Annotated in this window: 10 protein-coding genes and 1 pseudogene; 4 read left to right on the plus strand and 7 right to left on the minus strand. The window is 32.8% G+C overall.

Translation table 11 applies throughout. The features are described 5' to 3' along the window. Window positions 1-406 precede the first annotated feature (406 nt). The 5 genes from BST83_RS06070 to BST83_RS20125 all read right to left on the minus strand — a co-directional run bounded on the left by BST83_RS06070 (window position 407) and on the right by BST83_RS20125 (window position 5,680). Window positions 407-1,156, minus strand: coding sequence for a DUF6090 family protein (locus tag BST83_RS06070; protein WP_104809013.1), 750 nt, complete (start codon window positions 1,154-1,156; stop codon window positions 407-409). A 266-nt stretch (window positions 1,157-1,422) separates the two neighbouring features. After that, complete coding sequence (locus BST83_RS06075; protein ID WP_104809014.1) at window positions 1,423-1,794, minus strand: hypothetical protein; 372 nt, start codon at window positions 1,792-1,794, stop codon at window positions 1,423-1,425. Window positions 1,795-1,904: 110 nt separating this feature from the next. After that, window positions 1,905-2,108 carry a hypothetical protein gene (locus BST83_RS06080; RefSeq protein WP_146092119.1) on the minus strand — a complete coding sequence of 68 codons (204 nt, stop codon included), beginning with the start codon at window positions 2,106-2,108 and terminating at the stop codon, window positions 1,905-1,907. Between the two features lie 443 nt (window positions 2,109-2,551). Then, on the minus strand, window positions 2,552-3,967 hold the full coding sequence (locus BST83_RS06085; protein ID WP_104809016.1) for an SUMF1/EgtB/PvdO family nonheme iron enzyme: 1,416 nt from the start codon (window positions 3,965-3,967) through the stop codon (window positions 2,552-2,554). 1,206 nt (window positions 3,968-5,173) lie between these two features. Then, the gene (locus tag BST83_RS20125) at window positions 5,174-5,680 is read right to left on the minus strand and encodes a helix-turn-helix domain-containing protein (protein WP_146092121.1); all 507 of its coding nucleotides are present in this window, start codon (window positions 5,678-5,680) and stop codon (window positions 5,174-5,176) included. 748 nt (window positions 5,681-6,428) lie between these two features. Between BST83_RS20125 and BST83_RS06105 the strand changes: the two genes are divergently transcribed. The 4 genes and pseudogenes from BST83_RS06105 to BST83_RS06120 form a co-directional block, all read left to right on the plus strand. Continuing rightward, the gene (locus BST83_RS06105; RefSeq protein ID WP_104809020.1) at window positions 6,429-7,316 is read left to right on the plus strand and encodes a tail fiber protein; all 888 of its coding nucleotides are present in this window, start codon (window positions 6,429-6,431) and stop codon (window positions 7,314-7,316) included. 48 nt (window positions 7,317-7,364) lie between these two features. Further along, the gene (locus BST83_RS06110; protein ID WP_104809021.1) at window positions 7,365-15,950 is read left to right on the plus strand and encodes a LamG-like jellyroll fold domain-containing protein; all 8,586 of its coding nucleotides are present in this window, start codon (window positions 7,365-7,367) and stop codon (window positions 15,948-15,950) included. Between the two features lie 61 nt (window positions 15,951-16,011). Further along, complete coding sequence (locus tag BST83_RS06115; RefSeq protein WP_104808041.1) at window positions 16,012-16,929, plus strand: SGBP N-terminal domain-containing protein; 918 nt, start codon at window positions 16,012-16,014, stop codon at window positions 16,927-16,929. Window positions 16,930-17,308: 379 nt separating this feature from the next. Then, window positions 17,309-17,443 (plus strand): annotated as a pseudogene (locus tag BST83_RS06120) (IS1595 family transposase); the annotation flags it as partial. A gap of 674 nt (window positions 17,444-18,117) precedes the next feature. Here the strand turns inward: BST83_RS06120 and BST83_RS06125 are convergent. Together BST83_RS06125 and BST83_RS06130 are read right to left on the minus strand one after the other, a co-directional pair. Next, a complete protein-coding gene (locus tag BST83_RS06125; RefSeq protein WP_205853561.1) occupies window positions 18,118-18,468 on the minus strand; it encodes a hypothetical protein in 351 nt (116 codons plus the stop codon). A gap of 156 nt (window positions 18,469-18,624) precedes the next feature. After that, window positions 18,625-21,945, minus strand: a complete 3,321-nt coding sequence (locus BST83_RS06130) for a proline dehydrogenase family protein (protein WP_104809023.1) — start codon at window positions 21,943-21,945, stop codon at window positions 18,625-18,627. Between the last annotated feature and the right edge of the window lie 366 nt (window positions 21,946-22,311).

Consider the following 22,311-nt stretch of genomic DNA (forward strand, 5'->3'; position numbering starts at 1 on the left):
TATTGGTTCGTTATAATGAGTCACAACCAGTCATATACTATCTAATACAACCAACAATACTTCAAAAAGAAGAGATAACAATATTTTTTAGTTGTAATATCTATGTATATGATCAGTAATTTTTAAATAGAGTGCTAATATAGTCACTTTTTTAGAAAATATCAAAAGGATTTTTAAGAACGAAGGTGTCTTATCCTATAATAAATTAACTTTTTTTTGGTTAAAAGTTTCAGCATAAAAATGGGCTAGGGTTAAAAAACAGATAGTACTAAGTATAGCTGGTTGTATTTTAACTAAATTAACCAAAGTAGCTGTGCGCCACTTTAACAATGCCAGAGAATAACTGTCTAAATTTAACGAAGAAATTGTTTGTTTTTTAACTCAGTTCTTTTTGGTGTTTTCGGTATTAATTTCTCGCCTCCAATTCATTGTTAATCATTTGCATGGTAGTATTTATTTCTGAAATAACCTGTGGAATTTTTATAGACACTAAAACACTATTAAAATTTTTGCTTGATTTTAAAAGATAGAGATACCGGTTGTCTAATTTTAAATTAGCACTGTTTAATGGTTCCATTTTGCCCTCATTGTTTGACCACTCATTAAAATATATTGGATTTAATTTTTTATTTTCATCAATTCTTTGAGAATACGCCCTATTAAACACATTGTAACTTTCATAGACTTGGTCATATAATTTGGAAATTTGATTTCGTAGTGAATCATTTTTAATAATGCGCATTCCTGTTTGATTCAATGTTTTATATGGCCCTTCGTAGAATTCAAAAAAAGTACCATATTCAATTGTCTCAAAATGAAGAGAGAGGGAATCTGCAAAGTGTTGATCATTTTCCATCCAATCAATAACTATATTTTGACTCGTTAATTTTTCTCTATGAACGCTTAAATTGTCTTGTGCATCTTTTAAATCATCTTTTAATGCATTTCTTATTTCTTTTAAAATATCTATTTCTAAAAGCTGATCTTTTCTTGATTCATTCCAGTTATTTATCGACAAAGCGATCAAAATTCCAATTACCACAAGAGCAATTTCTCCAATTGCATATTTTAAATACTTACCAGTGTTATCTGCCTGTTTGACAAGTGAGTTTTTTTCCATAAGATCCTGACGTTTTTTTCTAAAAATACTAATCATATTTTTGGTTGCTGTTTTTTCCGCTATGGCCTATTTCAAGTAAATATCTAGTAGATATTTGATGTTGTTTTATAAAATTAAGTTTCGATCATCTAACGAATTTGATCATTATTTTCTTGGTTCGTTATAACAAAGGTAACCCTTAATATTAGGTCCGTGTGTCTTTGAAAGTATAAAACTTTTAGTGGCACCTCGTTAATTAATTTACGAGCAACAATTTCACCCCAAAAAAACTTTTTTTTTCTTTGTAATTTGTCCTGTTTTTATTATTCATATTGTAAATCTAGAGCAATCAGTTCTTTTATTTTGTTTATTTTATTTAACATTTCCAAGAGCGAATCTTTCATTATCTTATATGTGAAATTTTTTATAATAAGTCCTCCTTCAATGGTTAAAATAATTTCAGGAATATTATTTTCAACACCTAGTGATGTTTTTCTATTAAGTATTCTTTTAAAACCTAATTGTTCTCCTTTTACTAAAGCATTCAAAAAAATTTCATAATTCCCTTCCGCAACTCTAAAAGTTCGTTCCTGATTTCGTTTAAGTTTTATGAATGAATTACGAATTTTTGCGGGCATTAATTTCATGTCTCCTGTAGACTCTAATGTTTGAATCGTATTGGTATTAAAAGCCAAGTAGCGAAAACTTAGATCAACTTTAGAAAGCTCTTTTACTAATTTATTAGGAGCTAAATTAGATGTTTCTACGGTCTCAAAATATCGATCTGAAGTAGTGATGCAAGTATCTAAAAAATTACTCGGTCATTAATGTTTTCTACTTCCTTGTCAAGGTCTGCAGCTATTTGAATGTAATAATTTTGTTTTATATTCTCTGATTTAAGATGTTCATTAGCATTGTTTATCTGTAATGCAATGAGAATTCCAATAACTACAAGTATAACCTCACCAATTGCATATTTAAAATACTTGCCTGTTTTGTTATTCTCCATAAGGTCGTATCGTTTATTTCTAAAGAATTTTATCATTGGTTAGCAGTTTTTCATAATTAAGCACAACTAGTCGTATACTCTCTAAAACAACCTATAACACCTTAAAAAGAAGAGATAACAGTACTTTTTAGTTGTAGTATCTATGTATGTGATTAGCAATTTTTAAACAATATATTAATGTACTCACTTTTTTACAAAGTATCAAAAAGATTTTTAAGAACTATTTGTATTGTCTTAAAATAAATTAACCTTTTTTTGGTTAAAATTTTGAGTATTAAAATAGGCTAGGGGTTAAAAAATAGATAGTGGTAAGTATAGCTGGTTGTATTGGCAATAAAACAAACAAAGGAGATTTATTCTACTTTAACAATGTTAGAGAATTACTATATAAATTTAACGGATAAATTGTTTGTTTTTTAACTCAGTTCTTTGTTGTGCTTTGGTTAATTCTCGTGTTTTTTTAACCATGCCAAGTGTTTTTTAATTAATATATGTTTAGGCACATAATGTCCAGTTTTCGAAACATAATATTTTTCATCTTCGTCTTTTGTCTCTAATAATTTAAACATTGGAATTTGAGATGTTTCAAGCGGAAAAAATTGATCAAACTCACCATTAAGCATTAAAATAGGCATAGTGATGCTTGGAGTGTAGTGATAAGCCTCTACTTCCTTTTTATTTTTTTGAAAAGATAAACCAGCGAGATATAATGTAGTACTTTTCACCCGATCATCAATAGCTAATAATGTATTAGCCATATATCCTCCCCAACTAAGACCAAAATAGGTTAGATTAGATGAATCCATATCTTTTCTAGTAACAATATAATCAATAGTGCGCTTATACTCTTGTCCCCATTTAATCACATGTTCTTTGTAGGAGTTCGATTCATTTGGATAATCACTTTTTAATTCGTCTACCCGTTCATATGTGCTCAAGTAAATTGGTAAAAACAATGCATACCCTTCACTCACTAAATACCTAAAATTATTTAAATTCTCCTTAATCATATAATCTACATTTGTAAGATGTATCGCGTTTGAACCAGGGAAGAAAATGATCGGTTTTAAGGGTTTAGTGTATGCGCTATCATAAAAAATATAGCCAGGCAACATACCGTTTTTTTCGTAAGGTGAAGTTATTTCATAGCGATCAGCTTTAATTGTTTCAGAACTTATTTTTTCAGTTGTTACTTTTGCATTTAAGGGTTTATCAGCATAGTTAAATTGTTCTTTAAATATTTCAAAAACATCATCAGAAACAGTTGCTTCGTTCATGAAATCTCGCGTAGCAATAGAAATAACTGACTCTGTCGAAAAATTAATTATAGAATAATTTTCTAAATTTTTCACGAGCCTCATGCCATTTGATTCACTCCTATCTAATACATTTTGCCCAAAGTAATCATTAAAGTAGTAAGGGTCGTCTTTAAAGCCCCCTCCAAGAATACCCTTTTTACTGTGTGTTTCTTCAGCAGAATTGATAATCCATTCTCTGGCATTACCAGCAATGTCATATAATAGATTTGCATTTTGGCTATCCATAGATCCTACCTCTACTAATTGATTTTTGGAGAAATTACTATTGGGTACAAAAGATGAAGCCGATCCTAGTCTGGCAGCGTTAGCCCATTGATAAAGGTTGGGTAAACTTAGCTTTTTATATTTTGAATAGGCGCGTGCTTCAAACCATGAAATTCCCGTAACAGGAAAATTTTCTTGTCCTACTTGATAACTTCCATAAGACCAATCAACCGGCCCTAACTGACCGTATTTATCTAAAAAAGTTTTAATAGTTTCTTTAAAAGTTAATTGTTTACTACCAAGATTATATGGGAAATCCCAAAATCCTGGTATGATATAACCCTAATAATCAATAAATTACTTAAAGTATTTATTGGTTACTTCAAACTTCGACATACTATATGGTCCTATCTTAATTTCAGGTAAATGGTCAATCCCTGAATAATTTAACGCCTTTTTGCCCCCAAAAACATCACATGATCTTTTATAAGGACACCCTGTTTTGGTAATATAAAAGTATTCAGGTTGTTACTTAAATTGTATGGATGTACAAATTCGGTATAAGAAGATTCTTGTGTTTTAAATTTATACTCAAGTCTCTCATTTGGCACTCTAATATTGTTTAAAGGAGTCTTTTCTAAAAAAAATACCAATGATTCGTTGAATCATTTGTTTGCTTAAATGAAACTTCAACATCTTTTGGTTCAGAAAAAATTGAAACAGGCATGGTTACTTTGTCGTAATAGCTTCTAATAACTGGGTTTGTATTCCCCACATCTAGTAATTTTTTTGTTTCGGCAAAGACGATACCCAATTCATTATTATCATAAGCATTAACAATTTCAGGAAGTTTTTCGTTTAATAATTCCTCATCAGTTTGTCCTTTTTGAAAATAATATACAAATAATATTCCCAGAACTATGGTAACATATATATTAAGATATAAAGTCCATTTCTTTTTAGGTTTTTCAATTGAATTTAAATTTGTGGTTTTTTTATTTTTCCTAACAAAGATAAGACCAAAAAAAAAGTTATGATTAATACTAATAAAAAATATGGGTGGTAGTTTATTTCTATCCCTAATTTTAGCTCAATAAAGTCAACACCCTTAATTAAAGTAAATGCAAAAGCTACAAATGCAACTAAGTACTTTGAATAACTATTAGTACTATTAAACATCCTATATTTAAGTTAGTAATTACTTGAATAAAATAACGAATATAATTATTTTTTATTATTACAAGAAAAATTCATACAATCTTATATTATTCATTTTTAGATTTGTTGCGTTAAGTTATTGAATGGAAGTAGGTTTCTTCATATTGTGGGTAACTTTGTTGTATATGGTTTGTTGCGTGTTTCAAGCAACTAATTTAGCAAATAATTACCAACCAAGAAAGTCCGCGAGGATTTTCGTAAGTAAGCTAAAACGAGCAATTAATTCATACAGTATTGGCTATCGTGTTATTTGTTATTTATTATTATTTAATTTCTCATTGCATGCCATTTCATTACAATTCCTACCGACTTTTTTAAAATTCATTAGACAACAGCTCTTGCGGAAAACAGCTTTGATTTAACAGTACCATTTCTATAATCAATCACCGAAATCCCTATAAATTTTTTAAAGTTTTTCGAAAACGTAAATCTTGAATTAAACAAACATTTTTCTCCTAAAGAGGCTACTGTATAATTGTCTAGATAACCTCCATCAATAAGTGATACGGCATAGTTAACCTTTACCAGATTACTAAAATCATTAATGGAATAATGACAATAGTACTTAAAAACAAACTCTAAATGACGTTTTGGCATTATTAATTCTTTAGACAAAGTACTCGTGGTAAAAGTTGTCGTAGTCAACATAGGCAGAGATTTCTGAAGGATTTGAATATCCGAAATAATGAAATCAATTCTCTTTGCAATAGTATTATAAACTACTTTGTCTTTTTCTTCCATTGGCTTTAAAAGCTTTCTACTCCAAACTAAAAATTCTGTTGACTCATTTAAACGTATGTTTTTCAACAAATAGTGTTCTCCAAATATCATAATTGGGTTTTTAAACATGTACATCAGGATTACAAACCAAAATATGGAGCTACACCGATAAGCAGAATTTAAATTCATTTGAGAATTTGATTCGCTAAACAAAAAGTAATTCGCAAAGACTATTGATAAAAAAACTAAACTAACCATCAAAAACAACCAACTCTTGACTGCCCGATACTCAACTTTATCAAGCATAGAGAATCTTTTTCTGTAAATAAAATTCTTAACCATAATAAGAATGAATACGAAATAAAAGACCGAGTAGAACAGGAAGAGAACGCTACCTATTCTAAAATCAACAAACAGTATACTTTTTAAAATCCAAACGGTTGGTAAAATAAAATGTAACAACTCATTTTTAAGTTTAGCATTACGATGAATCAATCTTCTAAAAAATAAATAATAAATCGGAACAAAATAAAAGCCGATTGACAACACCTTTTTTAAAGGACTATAAGTTTCTTCTACAAGTCCTAAAACTTCAATGGCATAGATTAAACGCTGAAACCCCACAACAAATAAAATAACTATAAAATAGACATTTGTTTTATGATGCTTGCTTGGATTACAAATCATAAAAACTGCAATAAAAAGACATAAAAAACCGACGAGTAGCGATAATAGATCTAGAAACATGTGTCAAATATTCAAAATATGTGGCAAATATATGTTTCCTTAAGATAGGTTTTTGTTTTTTTGTTTTCTTTTTTTCGTTCTTTGTTGAACAAAATTAAACTTAATTTCTCACATGAAAAACATCTATCTAATTCTCTTCGCTTTTACCGCTATTTTTTCAACTACAAATGTCAATTCTCAAACAAATGTAATCTCATCAGGAATGTCTATTCAAGGAATTGCCCGTGATGAAACAAATGCTGCTATTGCAAATATTGATCAACTGGCATTGATATTTACAGTTTATTATTTAGGTTCAGGTAATAGCGAACAATTAATTGTAACCAGAACAGCCAATGTTAAAACTGATAATTTTGGGGTATTCTCTTATGTTTTGGATATTGACCAATCACAATATAACCAAATCAGCACTCAATCTGCTTATTTAAAAGTAGCTAAAGGCAGCGTGGTTTTCTCTAATGAAAAATTACAGGCTGTTCCGTATGCCATTTTTGCTCAAAACGGAGTACCAACCGGTTCTATCATTCCTTTTATAGGAACTATAGCACCAAACGGATGGTTGCTTTGTGACGGAACTGTTTTTAATGACAACGTTATGAACGCCAAATTAAAAGCCCTATTAGGTGGTACAACTACACCGAACTTAAATGGAATGTTTTTGCGTGGCACAGGTACAGCAGCAAGCGGTAAAGTTGGGCCAGCTTTAAAAGCAGTGCAGCAGGATGTTATCGCAAGCCATTTGCATGCAGTGAATTTAAACACCAATACTATGGGGGAACATATCCATACCACAGCTTTTACAAATGATGATTATAACGGCAATGGAGGCACTTATACTAATGGTACGGTTAAAGATGCTAATGCAAACCCTAATAATAAAACCTTACCAACAAGTGCCAATGGTGCCCATGCCCATAATATAAACGGCAACTCAGCTGCAACTGGTGGTACAGAAACACGTCCCATTAACTACGGAGTAAACTATATTATCAAAATATAATTCTACTAGGTTTTACCCTATTTTTTATTATCCCAATAAATTATCAAAATGAAGAAATATATTATTTTACTCTGCTTAATATTAGTAAGCTTTAGCAATTTATTTGCTCAAGAACAAAAAGGGGTTGCCACCGTAATTGGTGCCGCAGCTTCTCAAAAAGAGAACCTTAACCTTACCCTAACACAAGCCGTAAATGGCGTAAATAAAACATTTACCATCCAAAGCGTAGGTTTACAAGTAGGAATGCCCTTCATGGGTGTAATTAATGCCCCTCATGGCAGTAACCCAACACAAAATTATACCACAGATTTAGGTTTTCCATGGGGCATCCGTTATCGATACAACACTTTTTCGGAAGATGCTTTTACGGTATCCAAAGGTTATTTTAGTGATAGAATTGAGGTTAATTGGGATGTAAAACAGAACCGCGAGAAAATTGTGAGTATATCGGTCTTTAGAACAGAAGATATAGATAGCCAAAATCCAAATTGGGGTAAATCATTAAAAACACTAGCCGCAGATGCAGGAATCTTTGTAGATACTACTATTGAAGGTGGCAAATTATATCGTTATAAAATAGCGGCAAAAGGGGTTGAAGTGGATGGTTTAGAAATTTTATATACCACTTACATTACAGGCATAGGTTACAGAAACCCTACAGGTGTTATTACTGGTAATGTAAGTTTTATTGGTGGTATTCCGGTAAAAGATGTAAAAGTGGTGGCAAACCCTACAGGTAGCTCATTAAAATTCGGAAGTTCTTTAAAAGTACCCGCAAATGGTTACATTTCTGTACCGAGTTTACACAATAGCCTTAAAGATTCTATCACTTTACAAGCATGGGTAAAATCAGAACAAGATTTATCGACATGGGACAAACATCTTGTTATCTACAAATTAGAAAGTAATGCTAATGAATCTTTATCTTTTAGCATATGGACTAATAAAGGCCAATATATAATGACCAATGTAGGAGGCGCATACATTGCTATTTTTGGTTATTACCCAAGTGGCGAAATAGATAATAATGGGAATGACATTTTAGTGCCCATAGACAACATGAACACTGCTTTTACTCATTTTAGTGCGGTAATTAGAGACAATGAAGCTGTAGATTTTTACATTAACGGCCGCTTAATTGATGCTGCTTATAAAAATAAAATGAACAGTATTCTTGCCCTAAAAGGATTACCTCCATTAAGAATTGACATTAATAATAGACCCGTTAAGTTAAATACTACAGCAACTGGGCAACCTCAAACATGGTCTCATTTTAAAATGGGAGGAGGAATTTCACAACACATAGATGAGTTTAGAGTTTGGGAAACTGCTTTAACTCCTGCTCAAATTCGACGCGATTACCGTCGTTATTTAAACGGTAATGAAGCTTTTTTAAACACCTACATTCGTGCTAACGAAAATATTGGCGATTACGCTTATGATTTGGCACGTACCGGTTTTAATTTCAATGGTAATAATGCTAAACTGAGCAATTCGTTATTAACTGCTGCACAAACACCAACATTTGACAACGCCGCAAATAATATCCCAACAAGTAGTCAATTAGGTGTTTTAGGTGTAACAGATGAGTTTGGCAATTATGTGATTTCAGCAGTACCTTATAGCGGTAATGGCGATTCTTTTACTATTGTACCTTCACTAGGGCAGCATAAATTCAACCCCAACCAACAATTGGCCTTTTTAGGCGTAGGATCTACAGTAGTCAATAAAGTAGACTTTATAGATAATTCTTCTTTTGTATTTAAGGGAAGGGCTGTTTATGATAGTAGAGATGTTTTCCCGACCACTTCTGATGCTCCAATAACAGGAGATATTCGGGATGATGAAGCTTATAATGCTTATATTCTGGGTAACCGAAAATATCAAAAAGGAGAATATTGGGCAAACAGAGATGCTTCAGGGCAAATTACACAACTACAGAGATATGCGCAAATACCTGTTCCAGGAGCTTTTGTAAGCATTGATAATATGCTAGTAATTGGCGCCAATAATGAGCCTATTAAAACGGATATTAATGGCGAATTTACTATAGAAGTACCTATAGGTAGACACGCCATTAGCATAGCCAAAAGCGGACATACTTTTGATTTTGAAGGACGATACCCTGCAAAGGCTAGTACTTTAGTAAATGGACTAATGACATATACCAACACCTTTAAAGACTTTTTTGAAGATAGTGATGAGTACATTACCTTTATTGATAACACAAAGGTGATGGTAGTTGGTAGAGTTGTGGGTGGAACCGCACAAGCTGATAAAGAGATTGGTTTTGGTTACGATGGAAGAAAAACCTATTCGTATGAAGATACAAACGGCGCAAGCCAATCTATAATTTATACTTCTGAAAACAATATTGGACAAGCAAAATTAATCCTTGGTCACTTGCCAACTGGAGCAAGTAGTGTTACACCAGAATATCAAACTACATTTTTAACCGATAGCGAAACAGGAGAATACCGTAAAGCTCTATTGCCATTAGATTACATACTGTCTCAAAATGATTTAACATTTACTAGCGGTCTAAACCCAGATAACAGACCTATTTTAGATGCCGACAGAACCATTAATTTTAAAGCCATAAATCCTTTAATATACCCAAGATTTACTCAAGGAGATTCCATCAAAATTGGACAACCGTATCAAGAAGTGTTGAAATTTACACATATCGCAAACCCTACGCAAAGAGTTTTAAGTCAAACCTATGATCGTACAATAATTTCTGAAAAAATTACCTACACGATATCGGCACTACAAAACCCTCCAATTTACACTCAATTTAGCGATTATAGCATTCAAGTTCAAGGTCAGGAATACTATAAAAACTATGACACCAGTCTTACTTCACCTGTTATTGACATGGTTCCTGTTGAAGGAGGCACTTTAATTGTCACTAATAATTTGGCTTTAGAAAACAGTGAAAAGATAACAGTTTCTGCTACAGACCCAAGTAAATTGACCTATAGTTTTAGAGGAGGAACTCCCAATACAGACGAGGCTACAGGCTTTAAGCGCACCATTAATTTAATATACAGATCTAATGGAGTTGATTATCCGTTAACAGATTATAAAAATGAAGGGCTTTTATTGGGTGGAGTTTCAGATGGTTCACAAACGTTTGTAACCGCTGGACCTGATTTGGTTGATTTTGTATTACGTGATCCACCAGGATCTAATAGTTCTGCTACCATAGAGAAAGGATCTACTTTTAGTTTGACAAAAGAATACTCAGCCATTGCAAATAGCGGTTCTGAGACAAACGTTACAGTTTCGTTAGGGATGCAATTAATTACAGGAGGTGGATTAACTGGCCCTGTTAATATACAAGAAACAGTCAATGATGCAAGTATTGGTACTTCTGTTACCCAATCCTCATCAAATGGAAAAAGTGTTACAAATACTTATTCTTTTAGTCAAACGATAAGTACAAGTGATGATCCCGACTGGATTGGTGGTGATGCTGACTTGTACGTTGGAACTTCAGCCAATCAATTTTATGGAACTTACAATGAATTGACTGTTTCAAAAACAGCTAATTCAATTCCTATTGATGTAACCTATATGGAGGGGCAAAGTTTATCATCTGAAACATTATATCCCAACCTTAGAAGTGCAGTTTACTTTACCGAATCTCCTGAAAAAACATTATTTATCTATTCTCAACGAAACATTTTAACTGAAATTATCCCAAAATATTTAGAATTCATCGACCAAATAGACTCTGGCACACTTGTTGAAAATCAAGGAGGCGTGCTTACTAAACTACAGTACAACGCTTCCATAAATCTTTGGAGGAAAGTGATTTTGAATAATGAATTAGCAAAATATCAAGCACTTACCGACAAAGACAGGTTGAAATCGTCATTAAATGCTATAGTAGAAAATCTAAGAGATCCAGTCACTAGAATATTATCAGCTTCTGACCAGCAGCTTAAGGACTTATTAAATAAAACCTTTTTTGAAAATATGTCCATTGATGCTGGAGTTGGAGAATTTACAAAAGCCTTTCAAACCGGACGTATTAGCTCCAATTCATTCTCTTATGAAGTACAAATGGATGCTTCTATAGCTCAAACATTAGGTGCAGAAATATGGGGTGCTGGTGTTATGATGGAATCTAACACCTCAATTGGTGCCGGCATCTCTAGTTCAAGTTCGGATGACAGTGAAGAAACTACAAACATTAGTTATACCTTAAAAGACAATGATCCTAATAACATATTGAGTATTGATGTAATTAATGCTTTTGATGGTAACGGCCCTATTTTTATTACTAAAGGGGGGCAAACTTCATGCCCTTATGAGGGAGAAGAGTTGTCTTATTTTTATAACCCAACACATCCCAATGCTACTAATCCATTAGTTAGCATTATTGAGCTACCGGAAGCAAATCGTGTGGCTTTAACCGCCGCAACTCTTGCTTTAGAAAGACCAGAAATAACAGTAGCAGCAGCAGATGTTGCTGGAATATTTGATGGTAGAAATGCGGAATTTGTACTTAGTCTCCGTAATACAAGCACTGCTAATAAAGATGTAACTTTCAAACTTTATGTAGACCAAGCTACCAACCCATATAATGCAGCAATCAATATAGAGCCTAACGGAACTTTTGTAACTATTCCTGCTGGAGGAGCACCGGTATCGTATACGATGACACTTAAGAAAGTAAAACAAGATCAGTTTGACTACCAAGACATAAAAGTAATTCTAGAATCTGATTGCGATGAAAATGTTACAGATAGTGTACTCGTATCGGCAACTTTTGTACCTGCTTGTTCTCCAGTAGCTATTATGGCACCATCAAACAACTGGCTACTCAATAGAAACACTGCCTACGATGGAGATATTACAAGACCTTTAAATATAAAACTGGGCGACTATAATACTAGTTTTGCCAGTTTCCAAAAGATTAATTTAGAATATAGATTTAAAGGCACACCTAATTGGATTGGTTTAAGAACTTATTATAAAACTCAAGTCGATTACGACACTGCATTTAGCGGAGGAGATACTAATATAGAATTGATAGTAGCTAACGAATTAAATTATCTATGGGACATTGCATTATTAGGATTAGCTAACGGAAGTTATGAACTAAGAGCTCGCACTAGTTGCAACAATGCAACTAGCTTTATATCTGACATTATAGAAGGGAAAGTAGACCTCACTTCTCCTGTACTTTTTGGCACACCAACACCAAATAACGGTATTTTAGGTTTGGGAGATGATTTAACACTACGATTTAGCGAACCGGTTAAAACAAATGGTACTGTCACAAGATTTGAATTTTTAGTCCAAAAAAGCCAAAGCCCCGTTGAGCATGAAGTTTCTCTAGCTTTTAATGGTGCAAGTAATACCGCCACCATTAATAAACCGGCGATTACATCTGGCGATTTTAGTATCGAATTTTGGTTAAAAAACTCAAGTCCTTCTGGAACATCTACCCTATTAAACCAAAGTAATGGAATTAAAATTGAATTGATAGATAGTAATTTAAGATACACTATTGGCGGTCAGAGCTTTAACACAACAATCACCAAAGACGGTAATTTCAACCATTATGCACTTTCCTATGATGCTAGGGCAAATCAATTGAGAATCATTGAAAATGACATAGAAAAAGAAATTAAACCGGTTAATAATCAGTTAAACTTCACCAATTCGAATTCGATCGTATTAGGAGGAAACACTTTCAAAGGAAATCTTCACGATCTCCGTTTCTGGAAACGCAGTATATCAAGAGAAGCTGCAGTAGCGAATATGAATAGCGTTTTAAACGGTAACGAAACAGATCTTTTAGGATACTGGCCTATAAACGAAGGAAATGGGTTAATTGCCAATGATTTGGCACGAAACAAACATCTAGTTATTGCCAATACCAATTGGGACATCAGCCCCAAGGGTACAGCCTACAATTTTGATGGGACAAATTACCTAACTCTCGATAGCGCTTCAAGGGTAATTATTTCTAAAGAAATGGATGCTACACTTTCCTTTTGGATGAAAACCAATCAAACTGGCCCTGCAACATTATTTTCTAATGGTAAAGGAGATGCCACTGATTCCATACAAAGTAATGGATATAGAAATAAATGGGCAATAAATCTGAATGCTAACGGTAACTTGGAACTACAAGCAGAAGCAACAACATTTCGGTTTGGAACTGTTAAAGTAAATAATGACAGCTGGCATCATGTTGCATTCAGCTTAACCAGAAATGGATCTATCATGCTGTATATTGATGGAAATCAGGTAGCATTTTTTGCAAGTACTGCTTTAGGAGGATTTAATTCCAGTAAAATATTCGTTGGTGCCCGCGGTCAAATCAGTCCTTTAAGCATAGACCAACATTATGTGGGTTTACTAGACGAATTGTGTTTTTGGGAAACTGCCCGAAATGCAGATCAAATAAAAGCAGATCGATACCACGAACTCGATTATAACAGTACGGGATTGCTATTATACACCACATTTAATAAACCTGAACAACCAACTGCTGATGGGCCTAGCTATTATTATCCCTTTAGCACTATCCAAAAAAGAAGCAGTTATGCTTTATTAAATGGTCAACCACCTGCTTTTTCTGATGAAACCCCAGCTATTAAGAAATTCCGTCCTACAGAATCCATTGCTGTCAATGCAGTAATAAATGGTGATCAAATAGTACTAAATCCACAACCCACAAAATGGTCAACAATAGAAGGAAAAGTAGCTTACATTACGGTTGCTAGTCTTAATGACATGGCAGATAATCGTCAAGAATCACCAGTTACCTGGAGCGTCCTAATTAATAAAAGTCCCGTAAAATGGTTTGTGGAAGGACATACTGATGTGGTGCATTTAATAAAAAGGACTAATGAAAACCTCTCATTTGATATTACCATAATCAATCGAGGCGGAACACCGCAACCTTACACCGTTGATTTTCCAAACTGGCTAACTTCATCCACAAATTCAGGTACCATTGCGCCTAACTCTAACATGACATTAACGGTAACAGTTGACCGTGATCTGGCAATTGGTGATTATAGTACTATTTTATCTCTAGACACTGATTATGATTATAATGAGAAAATACAACTAGAACTAAGAGTATTGGAGAAAGAACATATATTGGAACTTGATCCAAGTAGGTATAGCCAATCAATGAGTATCATCGGAAAAGTAAAATTAGGTGATTTTTTTACGGATGATCTATACGACAAGGTGGTGGCTGCGGTTAACGGTGAAGTTCGCGGAAAAGCAAGTGTTATATATGACCCAAGTTTTAAGGAATACTTTGTATATCTGACGGTTTATAGTAATAAAGTTAGCGAAGAAAATATTTCATTTTATATTTGGGATGCTTCCGAGGGAAAATTAAAAGAAGCATCTTTAAACAGCGAATTAACGATCCCTTATCTGGCAGATGAAGTTATTGGAACTTATACCAGTCCCGCTATTTTTAACAATACCGAAATAACGGGCCAGCAACTTTTCTTTAACCAAGGCTGGACATGGACGTCTTTTAACGTAACTGATGCACGATTCGGGAATTTAAATGCGCTTACAAACTCCCTCACTCTAAATACTTCGGATTTAATACAGTCAAATGCTCCGGCATTACTTGATGTCTATCAGCTTGATACTGTCAATCCAGCTAGAAATGGATGGTCTGGCACCGTATCTAGTAGCGGCGGTATTTCGAAAAATAAAATGTATAAAATAAAACTGTCAGTGGCACAAAAATTAAACATCAAAGGTGTTCCTGTGGATTTAAATACATGGTTTTTTGACTTAAACCAAAATTGGAATTGGCTTCCCTTTGTAGTTTCAAGAAATGTAACTGTTTCGGATGCTTTAGCTAATCTTGATGCTAGTGATGGTGATTTTATAAAGTCCCAATCCTTATTTGCCATATACAGTCCTGCTATTGGGTGGAAAGGATCTTTGTCCTATTTAAAATCGGGCGAAGGCTATATGCTAAAAACAAATATAGCTCAACGATTTAATTATCCAGAATATTTGAACAGCTCAAGTGCAAAAACGAGTACTCAAAAGACTGGACTAGCAAGCCGTATAGAAAATGAGGTGTTGTCAAGCCAATTCGCGCAATTTCCTAGTACTATGAGTGCAATTGCAAAAATACCCGAAGGTTTTGATACGCTCTTTTTTTACAATGAGATTGGCCAATTAAGAGGAATTACTACCACTCAAAATATTGAAGGTGCGAATTTGGCTTTTATAACTATTTACGGTAATCAACCAGAAACACTGACAGCCTTCGTTGGAAAAGGGAAGAGCGCACAACCGACGAGCAAAACGATCAGTTTTTCTACAGATGCCATCCTAGGTAGCATTTCTAATCCTATTCTAATTGATTTATTCGGAGAAAAAATAAGCGTATCCCCTAATCCTTTTTATCATGATCTAGAAATTGCAATTGAAACCAAAGAAAGAGGAGATGCAAAAGTACTAATTTACAATATGCTTAGTCAAATTATATTCGAGGATACTTTTAAAATCAATTCTGATGCTGCAGTATTTAAAATAAGTCCTACGATACCTTCTGGTGTTTATCTCCTTAAATTACATATTGGTGGCAAAATAATGATAGAAAAAATAATAAAAAACTAAAATAATAATTCCGGAAAAGCGATTTTTCAAGTATCCTTTTCCGGAATAAAATCTTTTTTTTATGAAAAAAATAGCATTTTGCTTTATACTGGTATTACTTTTCTCTAATAACTTAATTGCGCAAACTCCTAGTTGGTCTGTAAATGAGAATACCTATCAGTATACGATGACCTTTCTAGCAAAATTGAATGCAAACGGAAAACAATTAATTAATCCAAATGATAAGGTCGCAGCTTTTGTTGGCTCTTCTTGCCGAGGAATAAGCGGCATCACTTATGTTGCTAGTGAAAAAAATTACTATGCCTACCTCACAGTATTTTCAAATACGCAGGGAGAAGCTATATCATTTAAACTATATGATAGCGCAACTGATAAAATTACCACAGTAACCAAACAAATTGTCTTTGCATTAAACGAGCACAAAGGAAACTTATTTCAATCCTACAGCATTGCAGAACCTGCCCTTAATAACACGGCCAAAATTCTGATGTTTGATTTTGCGGACATTAAAACTGTCTCCTCAGTAATTACTAGTAATAAGGTTGACATTACCTTATATAATAATTACAGTCTAACTGACCTAAAACCTGTATTCACGTTAAGTAAGGGGGGGAGATTGTTTAAAAACAACATTGAACAAAAATCGAATGAGATTGCAGATAATTTTTCTTCTGCAATAACATACGAAGTTCTGTCTGAAGATGAATCAATTCTGACCAATTATGTGGTTACTTTAAACCAAATCAGTATTCCAACTGTTTTCTATAAAAAAGATGCTGTTTGCTATGCAGGTGGAGCTATAAAAGTAGTCTCTAGTCAAGAAGGGGCAACAGTAGCAATTAATAGTAATGGTAAAACAATTATAGCCAAAAAAATCACAAATGGAGAGGCTCTTTTCACCGATCTTGAAATTGACTCTTATATCGTTTCGATAGGAGAAGAACTAAAGCTTATCAATATAACTTTAAAATCAAAATAACTATGAAAATAATAATTAATAAAAGTCTCAGAATAATTGGAGTAGTAGTAACTCTTTTTTTGTTTTCAGGATGTGAAAAAGAAGAACTATCACCCTGCAATAATGTCGTTCAAGGAGAGTTTGTAGTAGTAGAATAATTTTCTCCGTTGAAAAAAACGCTCACGGATATTTCATGTGGAATAAGTATAAGTTAGAGAACTGGCCCCGTTATATATCCTATTTACTTAAAACGGAAATGCAACAGAAGCGTTTTAAATTCCTAACTTTACCCGTATAAAAAGTTAAGAATAAAACTAAAAATCATTTCGAAGCATCTTATTATTTTTTTGAGTTAGTCATTTAATTTCCGGTTATTATACTCTTTAATATAAGAGATAGAATACAATTTGAAGGTCAAGATATACTAAGATTTATAAAAGAATTGCAGACTGATGATGCTTGTAAGGCATATTTATCAAAAATTAAATGGTGTAATGGTTTTAATTGTAGTAAAGGTGGTCATACTAAAGGCTGTTAAAAGTCAGGTCACAAATGCAACTAAGTACTTTGAATAACTATTAGTACTATTAAACATCCTGTCTTTAAGTTAGTAATTAATTGAATAAAATAGCGAAGATAATTATTTTTTATTATTACAAGAAAAATTCATACAATCTTATATTATTCATTTTTAAAATAAGTTTTGATGTGTTTTTCTAAAGAATTTTATTACTGGTTATAATGAAGCGAATGCCTATTGTACAGTTCGTTGCGTAGTTAAGCAACTAATTTTGTAAACAAATACGAACCCAAGAAAATTACGAAGGAATTTCTCAAATAATCACTTGCCAAAGCAATTAATTATACACGGTATTGTGCTTTCGTTTTCTAATTTAATATCATAATAGGCAATTCCTTAACTATAATATTTAGTATATTATTCTAGATTTGCCAATTCATTATCAATATTAATCAATAGGTTTTCTAAATCTTTAAGTATGGTAGCATAATAACCATACAAAAGGTATTCTGCGTCTCTTTTCATAGTTCGAAGCAAAGACAAATATAAAGTGTCTGTTTTAAGAGCATTATAATTAATTGGTTTCATAACGCCAAACTGAAATTTATGATCTTTACCATATGTCTAAGGCTCAACTTTATCATATCTTTTTACTATTTCATCGAAATATATCCATTAAATTGGTCTTTCTATGTTTTAATAGAGGTGTAAACTTGACCATGAAAAGTTAAAATTTTATTTCTTAGCGAATCATTAGAAATAAGATCCAAACCTTTATATTTTAAAACATCGAATAAATTTTGGTTGATGATTGAACGGGGCCATCTTACAGTGCCTGAAAAATAAGAATCTATTGAGTCATTATAAACAGCTGAACTTTTTAGTCTCTTTAATACAAAATCAACTGACCAACTAATATTCTTGTAAGCCCAAATATTTGATTTAAAATCAATAATGTCTGCTTGAAAATCTTTTTTAAGTCCTTTAAGTGAATTGATTTCTTCAATTCTTTGTTGGTTTTTAAAATTTAGATCATTCAACCATAATACTATTAAAATTCTTACAACCAACAGAGCAATTTCGCCAATAGCATATGTAAAACACCTTCTAGTTTTGTTTTACATAAGTCAATTTTGACGAATTTGTCTAAAGAATTTTATCATTGATTATCAAAAATTATGTACCTCTTTTTAGATTTAATAAAATTTAGGTTTCTCATCTGGGTTGTACTCAACTCCCATTAAATTGCCATACCGGTGATAGTTGTGAGAATAACTTTGTTCAATTAAATAATTTAGCAATTCAATACGGCCACTATTTCTAGGTTCGTAATTGTAAACGTGAATTGCACTTTGATGACATCTAATTAAAAAGTGATCCGACAAAACACCCAAAGCTCTAACACAAGTAAAGTCTTTAGGATAATGCTTTAATGCATTACCACAAGTATCTTTAATTAACGGAATGTTTAAGAATTCAGCGATATATTCTACCTTGTCAATATGTTTTTGAGGTGTATGTACATCATATAAAAGTAAAATTTCTTTGTAGGTATTGTAGCTACAAATGTTAGATTGCCCACGTCGATTTACATAATCTATTTTTTTACTAAACAATTCATCGTACCATTTTTGATAGTCTTCTTTCCAATCCGTGGTTTTAGATTTAATGTTGGTAAATTGAAGTACATAATTAATTCCACCAGCCTTCATTCCAAAACCAAAACAGGAAGCTTTAATGCCTCCAAAAGGTTGTCTTTGTACAATAGCTCCTGTGGTAGATCTGTTTACGTATTTATTACCTGCTTCTATATGTGTGTTCCAATACTCAATTTCGTTATCGTCTAAAGACTCTAAACCAGTGGTTAGGCCATAATCAACATTGTTTGCAATACGAACAGCATCTTTTAAGTCTTTGGCTTTTACAACGCATAAAATGGGTCCAAATAATTCATTTTGATACGGGTAATCGGCTGTAGTTACATCCCAAATAATTCCAGGCGTTAACATGTGATTACCGTTTAACTTTGGTTTTACCAACCATTGATGGTCTGGAGTGTTCTGAATGACATGTTTTAGTTTTTCTGACAGCTGCACAGCTAAAGGACCAATCTCTGTGGCGTAATCCCAAGGGTTTCCAAAAACTTTACTTTTTGTAGCATCTTTTAATAAGGCTTTAAATTCGTTGTTGTTGAAAACATCTTCGGTTAATATTAACAAAGAAGTAGCAGAACATTTTTGACCTGCATTACCAAAAGAAGATTGTACAATATTTAAGGCAGCCTGTTCTTTGTCTGCCAAACTTGTTACAATGGTGGCATTTTTCCCTCCTGTTTCAGCATATAAATTCAATTGAGGATTTCTTTCTAATAAGAAAAGAGCCGTTTCTGTACCTCCTGTTAAAATGACAGCATCAAAAACATTACCTGAACTTAAAAAATCATCAAGAATAGCTTCTTCACAAGGTAAAAAGTACAAAGCATCTTTAGGGATTCCTGCTTCCCATAAACATTTACAGGTTAAATAAGCACAAGCAGATGCATTGGTAGATGGTTTTAAAATCACTTTTTTTCCTGCGGCTAAAGACGCTAAAACGCCACCAATAGGAATGGCAATAGGAAAGTTCCAAGGAGACAAGACCAAATTAATACCTATGTCATCACTCGTAAATTCTTTCGCTATCTCTAAACTGCTCTCTGCATAAAAATTAGCAAAATCAATCGCTTCAGAAACTTCAACATCTACCTCTTTTACTGTTTTACCAAGTTCTGCAACTCCAACTCCAATTAAATTAGCTCTACTTTTTTCAATCTCTACAGCGGCTCTTTTTAATAGATGTGCTCTTTTTTCTGCATCAAAATTTTGCCACTCAGTTGTGCTATCGACTGCTTTTTGATAATCTTCTTTAACAGCCATTTCATAATCCCAAGGTGGTGTACCAGACCAATTATTTACTTTTATGGTGTATCTTTCGATATTATCTAATTCTCCAACAACAGGAATAGTAGTTCCTATAATATTTTCAGGAGTTTCCCAATCCGTTTTAATTTTATGGGCCCAGGCAATGTTTTGCGGCAAGTTCCAATCCGTATTCGGTACATTGTGGAATTCTTCCATAATTTCAGGGACTTCATTGTTTCTATCCTGTTTTCTATTAGGAAATGTATCTAAGTCTTTCATTAAAGAAATAGATTTTAAAAACTCGTCTTTTAAAATATCCCATTTTTCAGAACCTACTTGTAAATCGTAGCCTTCTTTTAAAAAGTTTCCTGCTTGCGTGCCTTCATCCAATCTTCTAACTAAATAAGCAATGGCAGCATTGTATTGGTTTTCTTTTACAGTTGGCGTGTATAATAATAAGTTAACTTTTTCTGCCAATAAATTATCTACGGTTTGGTTGGCCATACCTTCTAACATTTCAAAATCAACACAGTCTTCTAGTTGATTTTGTTTAACCAATTGTAATGCAAAAGAAATATCGAAAATATTATGAGATGCCACTCCAACATGCACTACCCTTGCAGATTGTGGTGTAAGCATTTCCGTTAATATTTTCTTGTAATTGGCATCCGTTTCTAGTTTAGAGTTGTAGGTTGCTAATGGCCAATCTTCAATAGAAGCTTCTGTCATCTCCATTTCCATATTGGCACCTTTAACCAATCTTACCTTTATTGAAGAACCTCCGTTATTCACTCTTTTATTTGCCCAAGCATATAATTTACGATAATAGTGAATCATTTCTGGAATGTAAGCTTGTAAAACAATTCCTGCTCTAATGTTTTTGTATGCTGGTAAGGATAAGGTTTTAATAAACACATCAAATGTAATTTCTAAATCTTTATATTCCTCCATATCTAGGTTTACAAATTTCTGAACCCCTGTTTCTTTTTCAATCTTTAAGATTTCATCATAAAACATGGCTAATCTGGTAGATAGTTTATCAACGGTGTCTTCGTGTGCTAACGAAGAAATTTGAGAAAGGATGGTAGAAATTTTAATAGAAATGTAATTCACATCTTTTCTATTTAATAGCGTCAAATAACCCAAAATTCTTTTTTGTGCTTCATCTTCACCAATCAATGCTTCACCAATAAGATTTATATTTAAAGTAATTTTTTGTTCTTTTCTTGATTGAGCGTGTTTTTTAAATTTGTTGCTATTGATAAAAAACACAACATCGCTTGAAGTAGTTTGAATTTTTTTTAGCATAATAGGCACACTAAAAGAAGGTGCTATTTTACCAACTACGGTAAAAGTCTTTAATAATAGGTTCTCTATAGTAGTAAATAAAGGCTCATAATTTTTATGTGTTTTTAGCAAATGAATTACATGATCGGCAATTCTTTTGTAATTTTTTGACCGGAAGGAAACATCCATCATTTTCATTAAAAAATGTTTGGACTCAGGAACCTCAATAATAATTTTAAGCCGGTCTGCAAAAGGGTTTTTTGCGTTAGTTGTTTTGTTGCTTTGTAATTTTTCTGCTAGTTTTAATGCTTTTTCTATTGTTTTATCCATATGTTCTAAAGTTAGCTAAAATTGTGCACAAATCCAAATAAGATAGCAGTAGTTTAATTCCTAGTCGAAGGTTTAATGCCTCAATCCTTGCCTCAAAATCATAATATTTTTTTGAAAGCATACCTTGTGCGCTTGCCCCGAGATTGTTTATTTAAAGATTTTTTTCTGATGCGGCTTAAACTTTAACGTTCTATTCCTAAATGCGTCAAATTTAAAAATTGGCCTTCATAGCTTAGCAATTAATTACACAGGATGTTGTGCTTAGTAACTGCTTCACCGACTAAATTATAAGTTTGTTCGTTATGTTTTTCTTCCACCAACATTTTAGTGTAAGCGCACTCTACTTATTGACGACTAGTATAAGTA

It is taken from the genome of Polaribacter filamentus (assembly GCF_002943715.1).
In the GTDB taxonomy this organism is placed as follows: Bacteria; Bacteroidota; Bacteroidia; order Flavobacteriales; family Flavobacteriaceae; genus Polaribacter; species Polaribacter filamentus.

What these genes read in the sequence shown, in the direction of transcription:
- BST83_RS06070 (WP_104809013.1), bottom strand. Translation starts at nt 1,156, where the DNA reads ATGATTAGTATTTTTAGAAAAAAACGTCAGGATCTTATGGAAAAAAAC.
- BST83_RS06080 (WP_146092119.1), bottom strand. Translation starts at nt 2,108, where the DNA reads ATGGAGAATAACAAAACAGGCAAGTATTTTAAATATGCAATTGGTGAG.
- BST83_RS20125 (WP_146092121.1), bottom strand. Translation starts at nt 5,680, where the DNA reads ATGATATTTGGAGAACACTATTTGTTGAAAAACATACGTTTAAATGAG.
- BST83_RS06105 (WP_104809020.1), top strand. Translation starts at nt 6,429, where the DNA reads ATGAAAAACATCTATCTAATTCTCTTCGCTTTTACCGCTATTTTTTCA.
- BST83_RS06110 (WP_104809021.1), top strand. Translation starts at nt 7,365, where the DNA reads ATGAAGAAATATATTATTTTACTCTGCTTAATATTAGTAAGCTTTAGC.
- BST83_RS06115 (WP_104808041.1), top strand. Translation starts at nt 16,012, where the DNA reads ATGAAAAAAATAGCATTTTGCTTTATACTGGTATTACTTTTCTCTAAT.
- BST83_RS06130 (WP_104809023.1), bottom strand. Translation starts at nt 21,945, where the DNA reads ATGGATAAAACAATAGAAAAAGCATTAAAACTAGCAGAAAAATTACAA.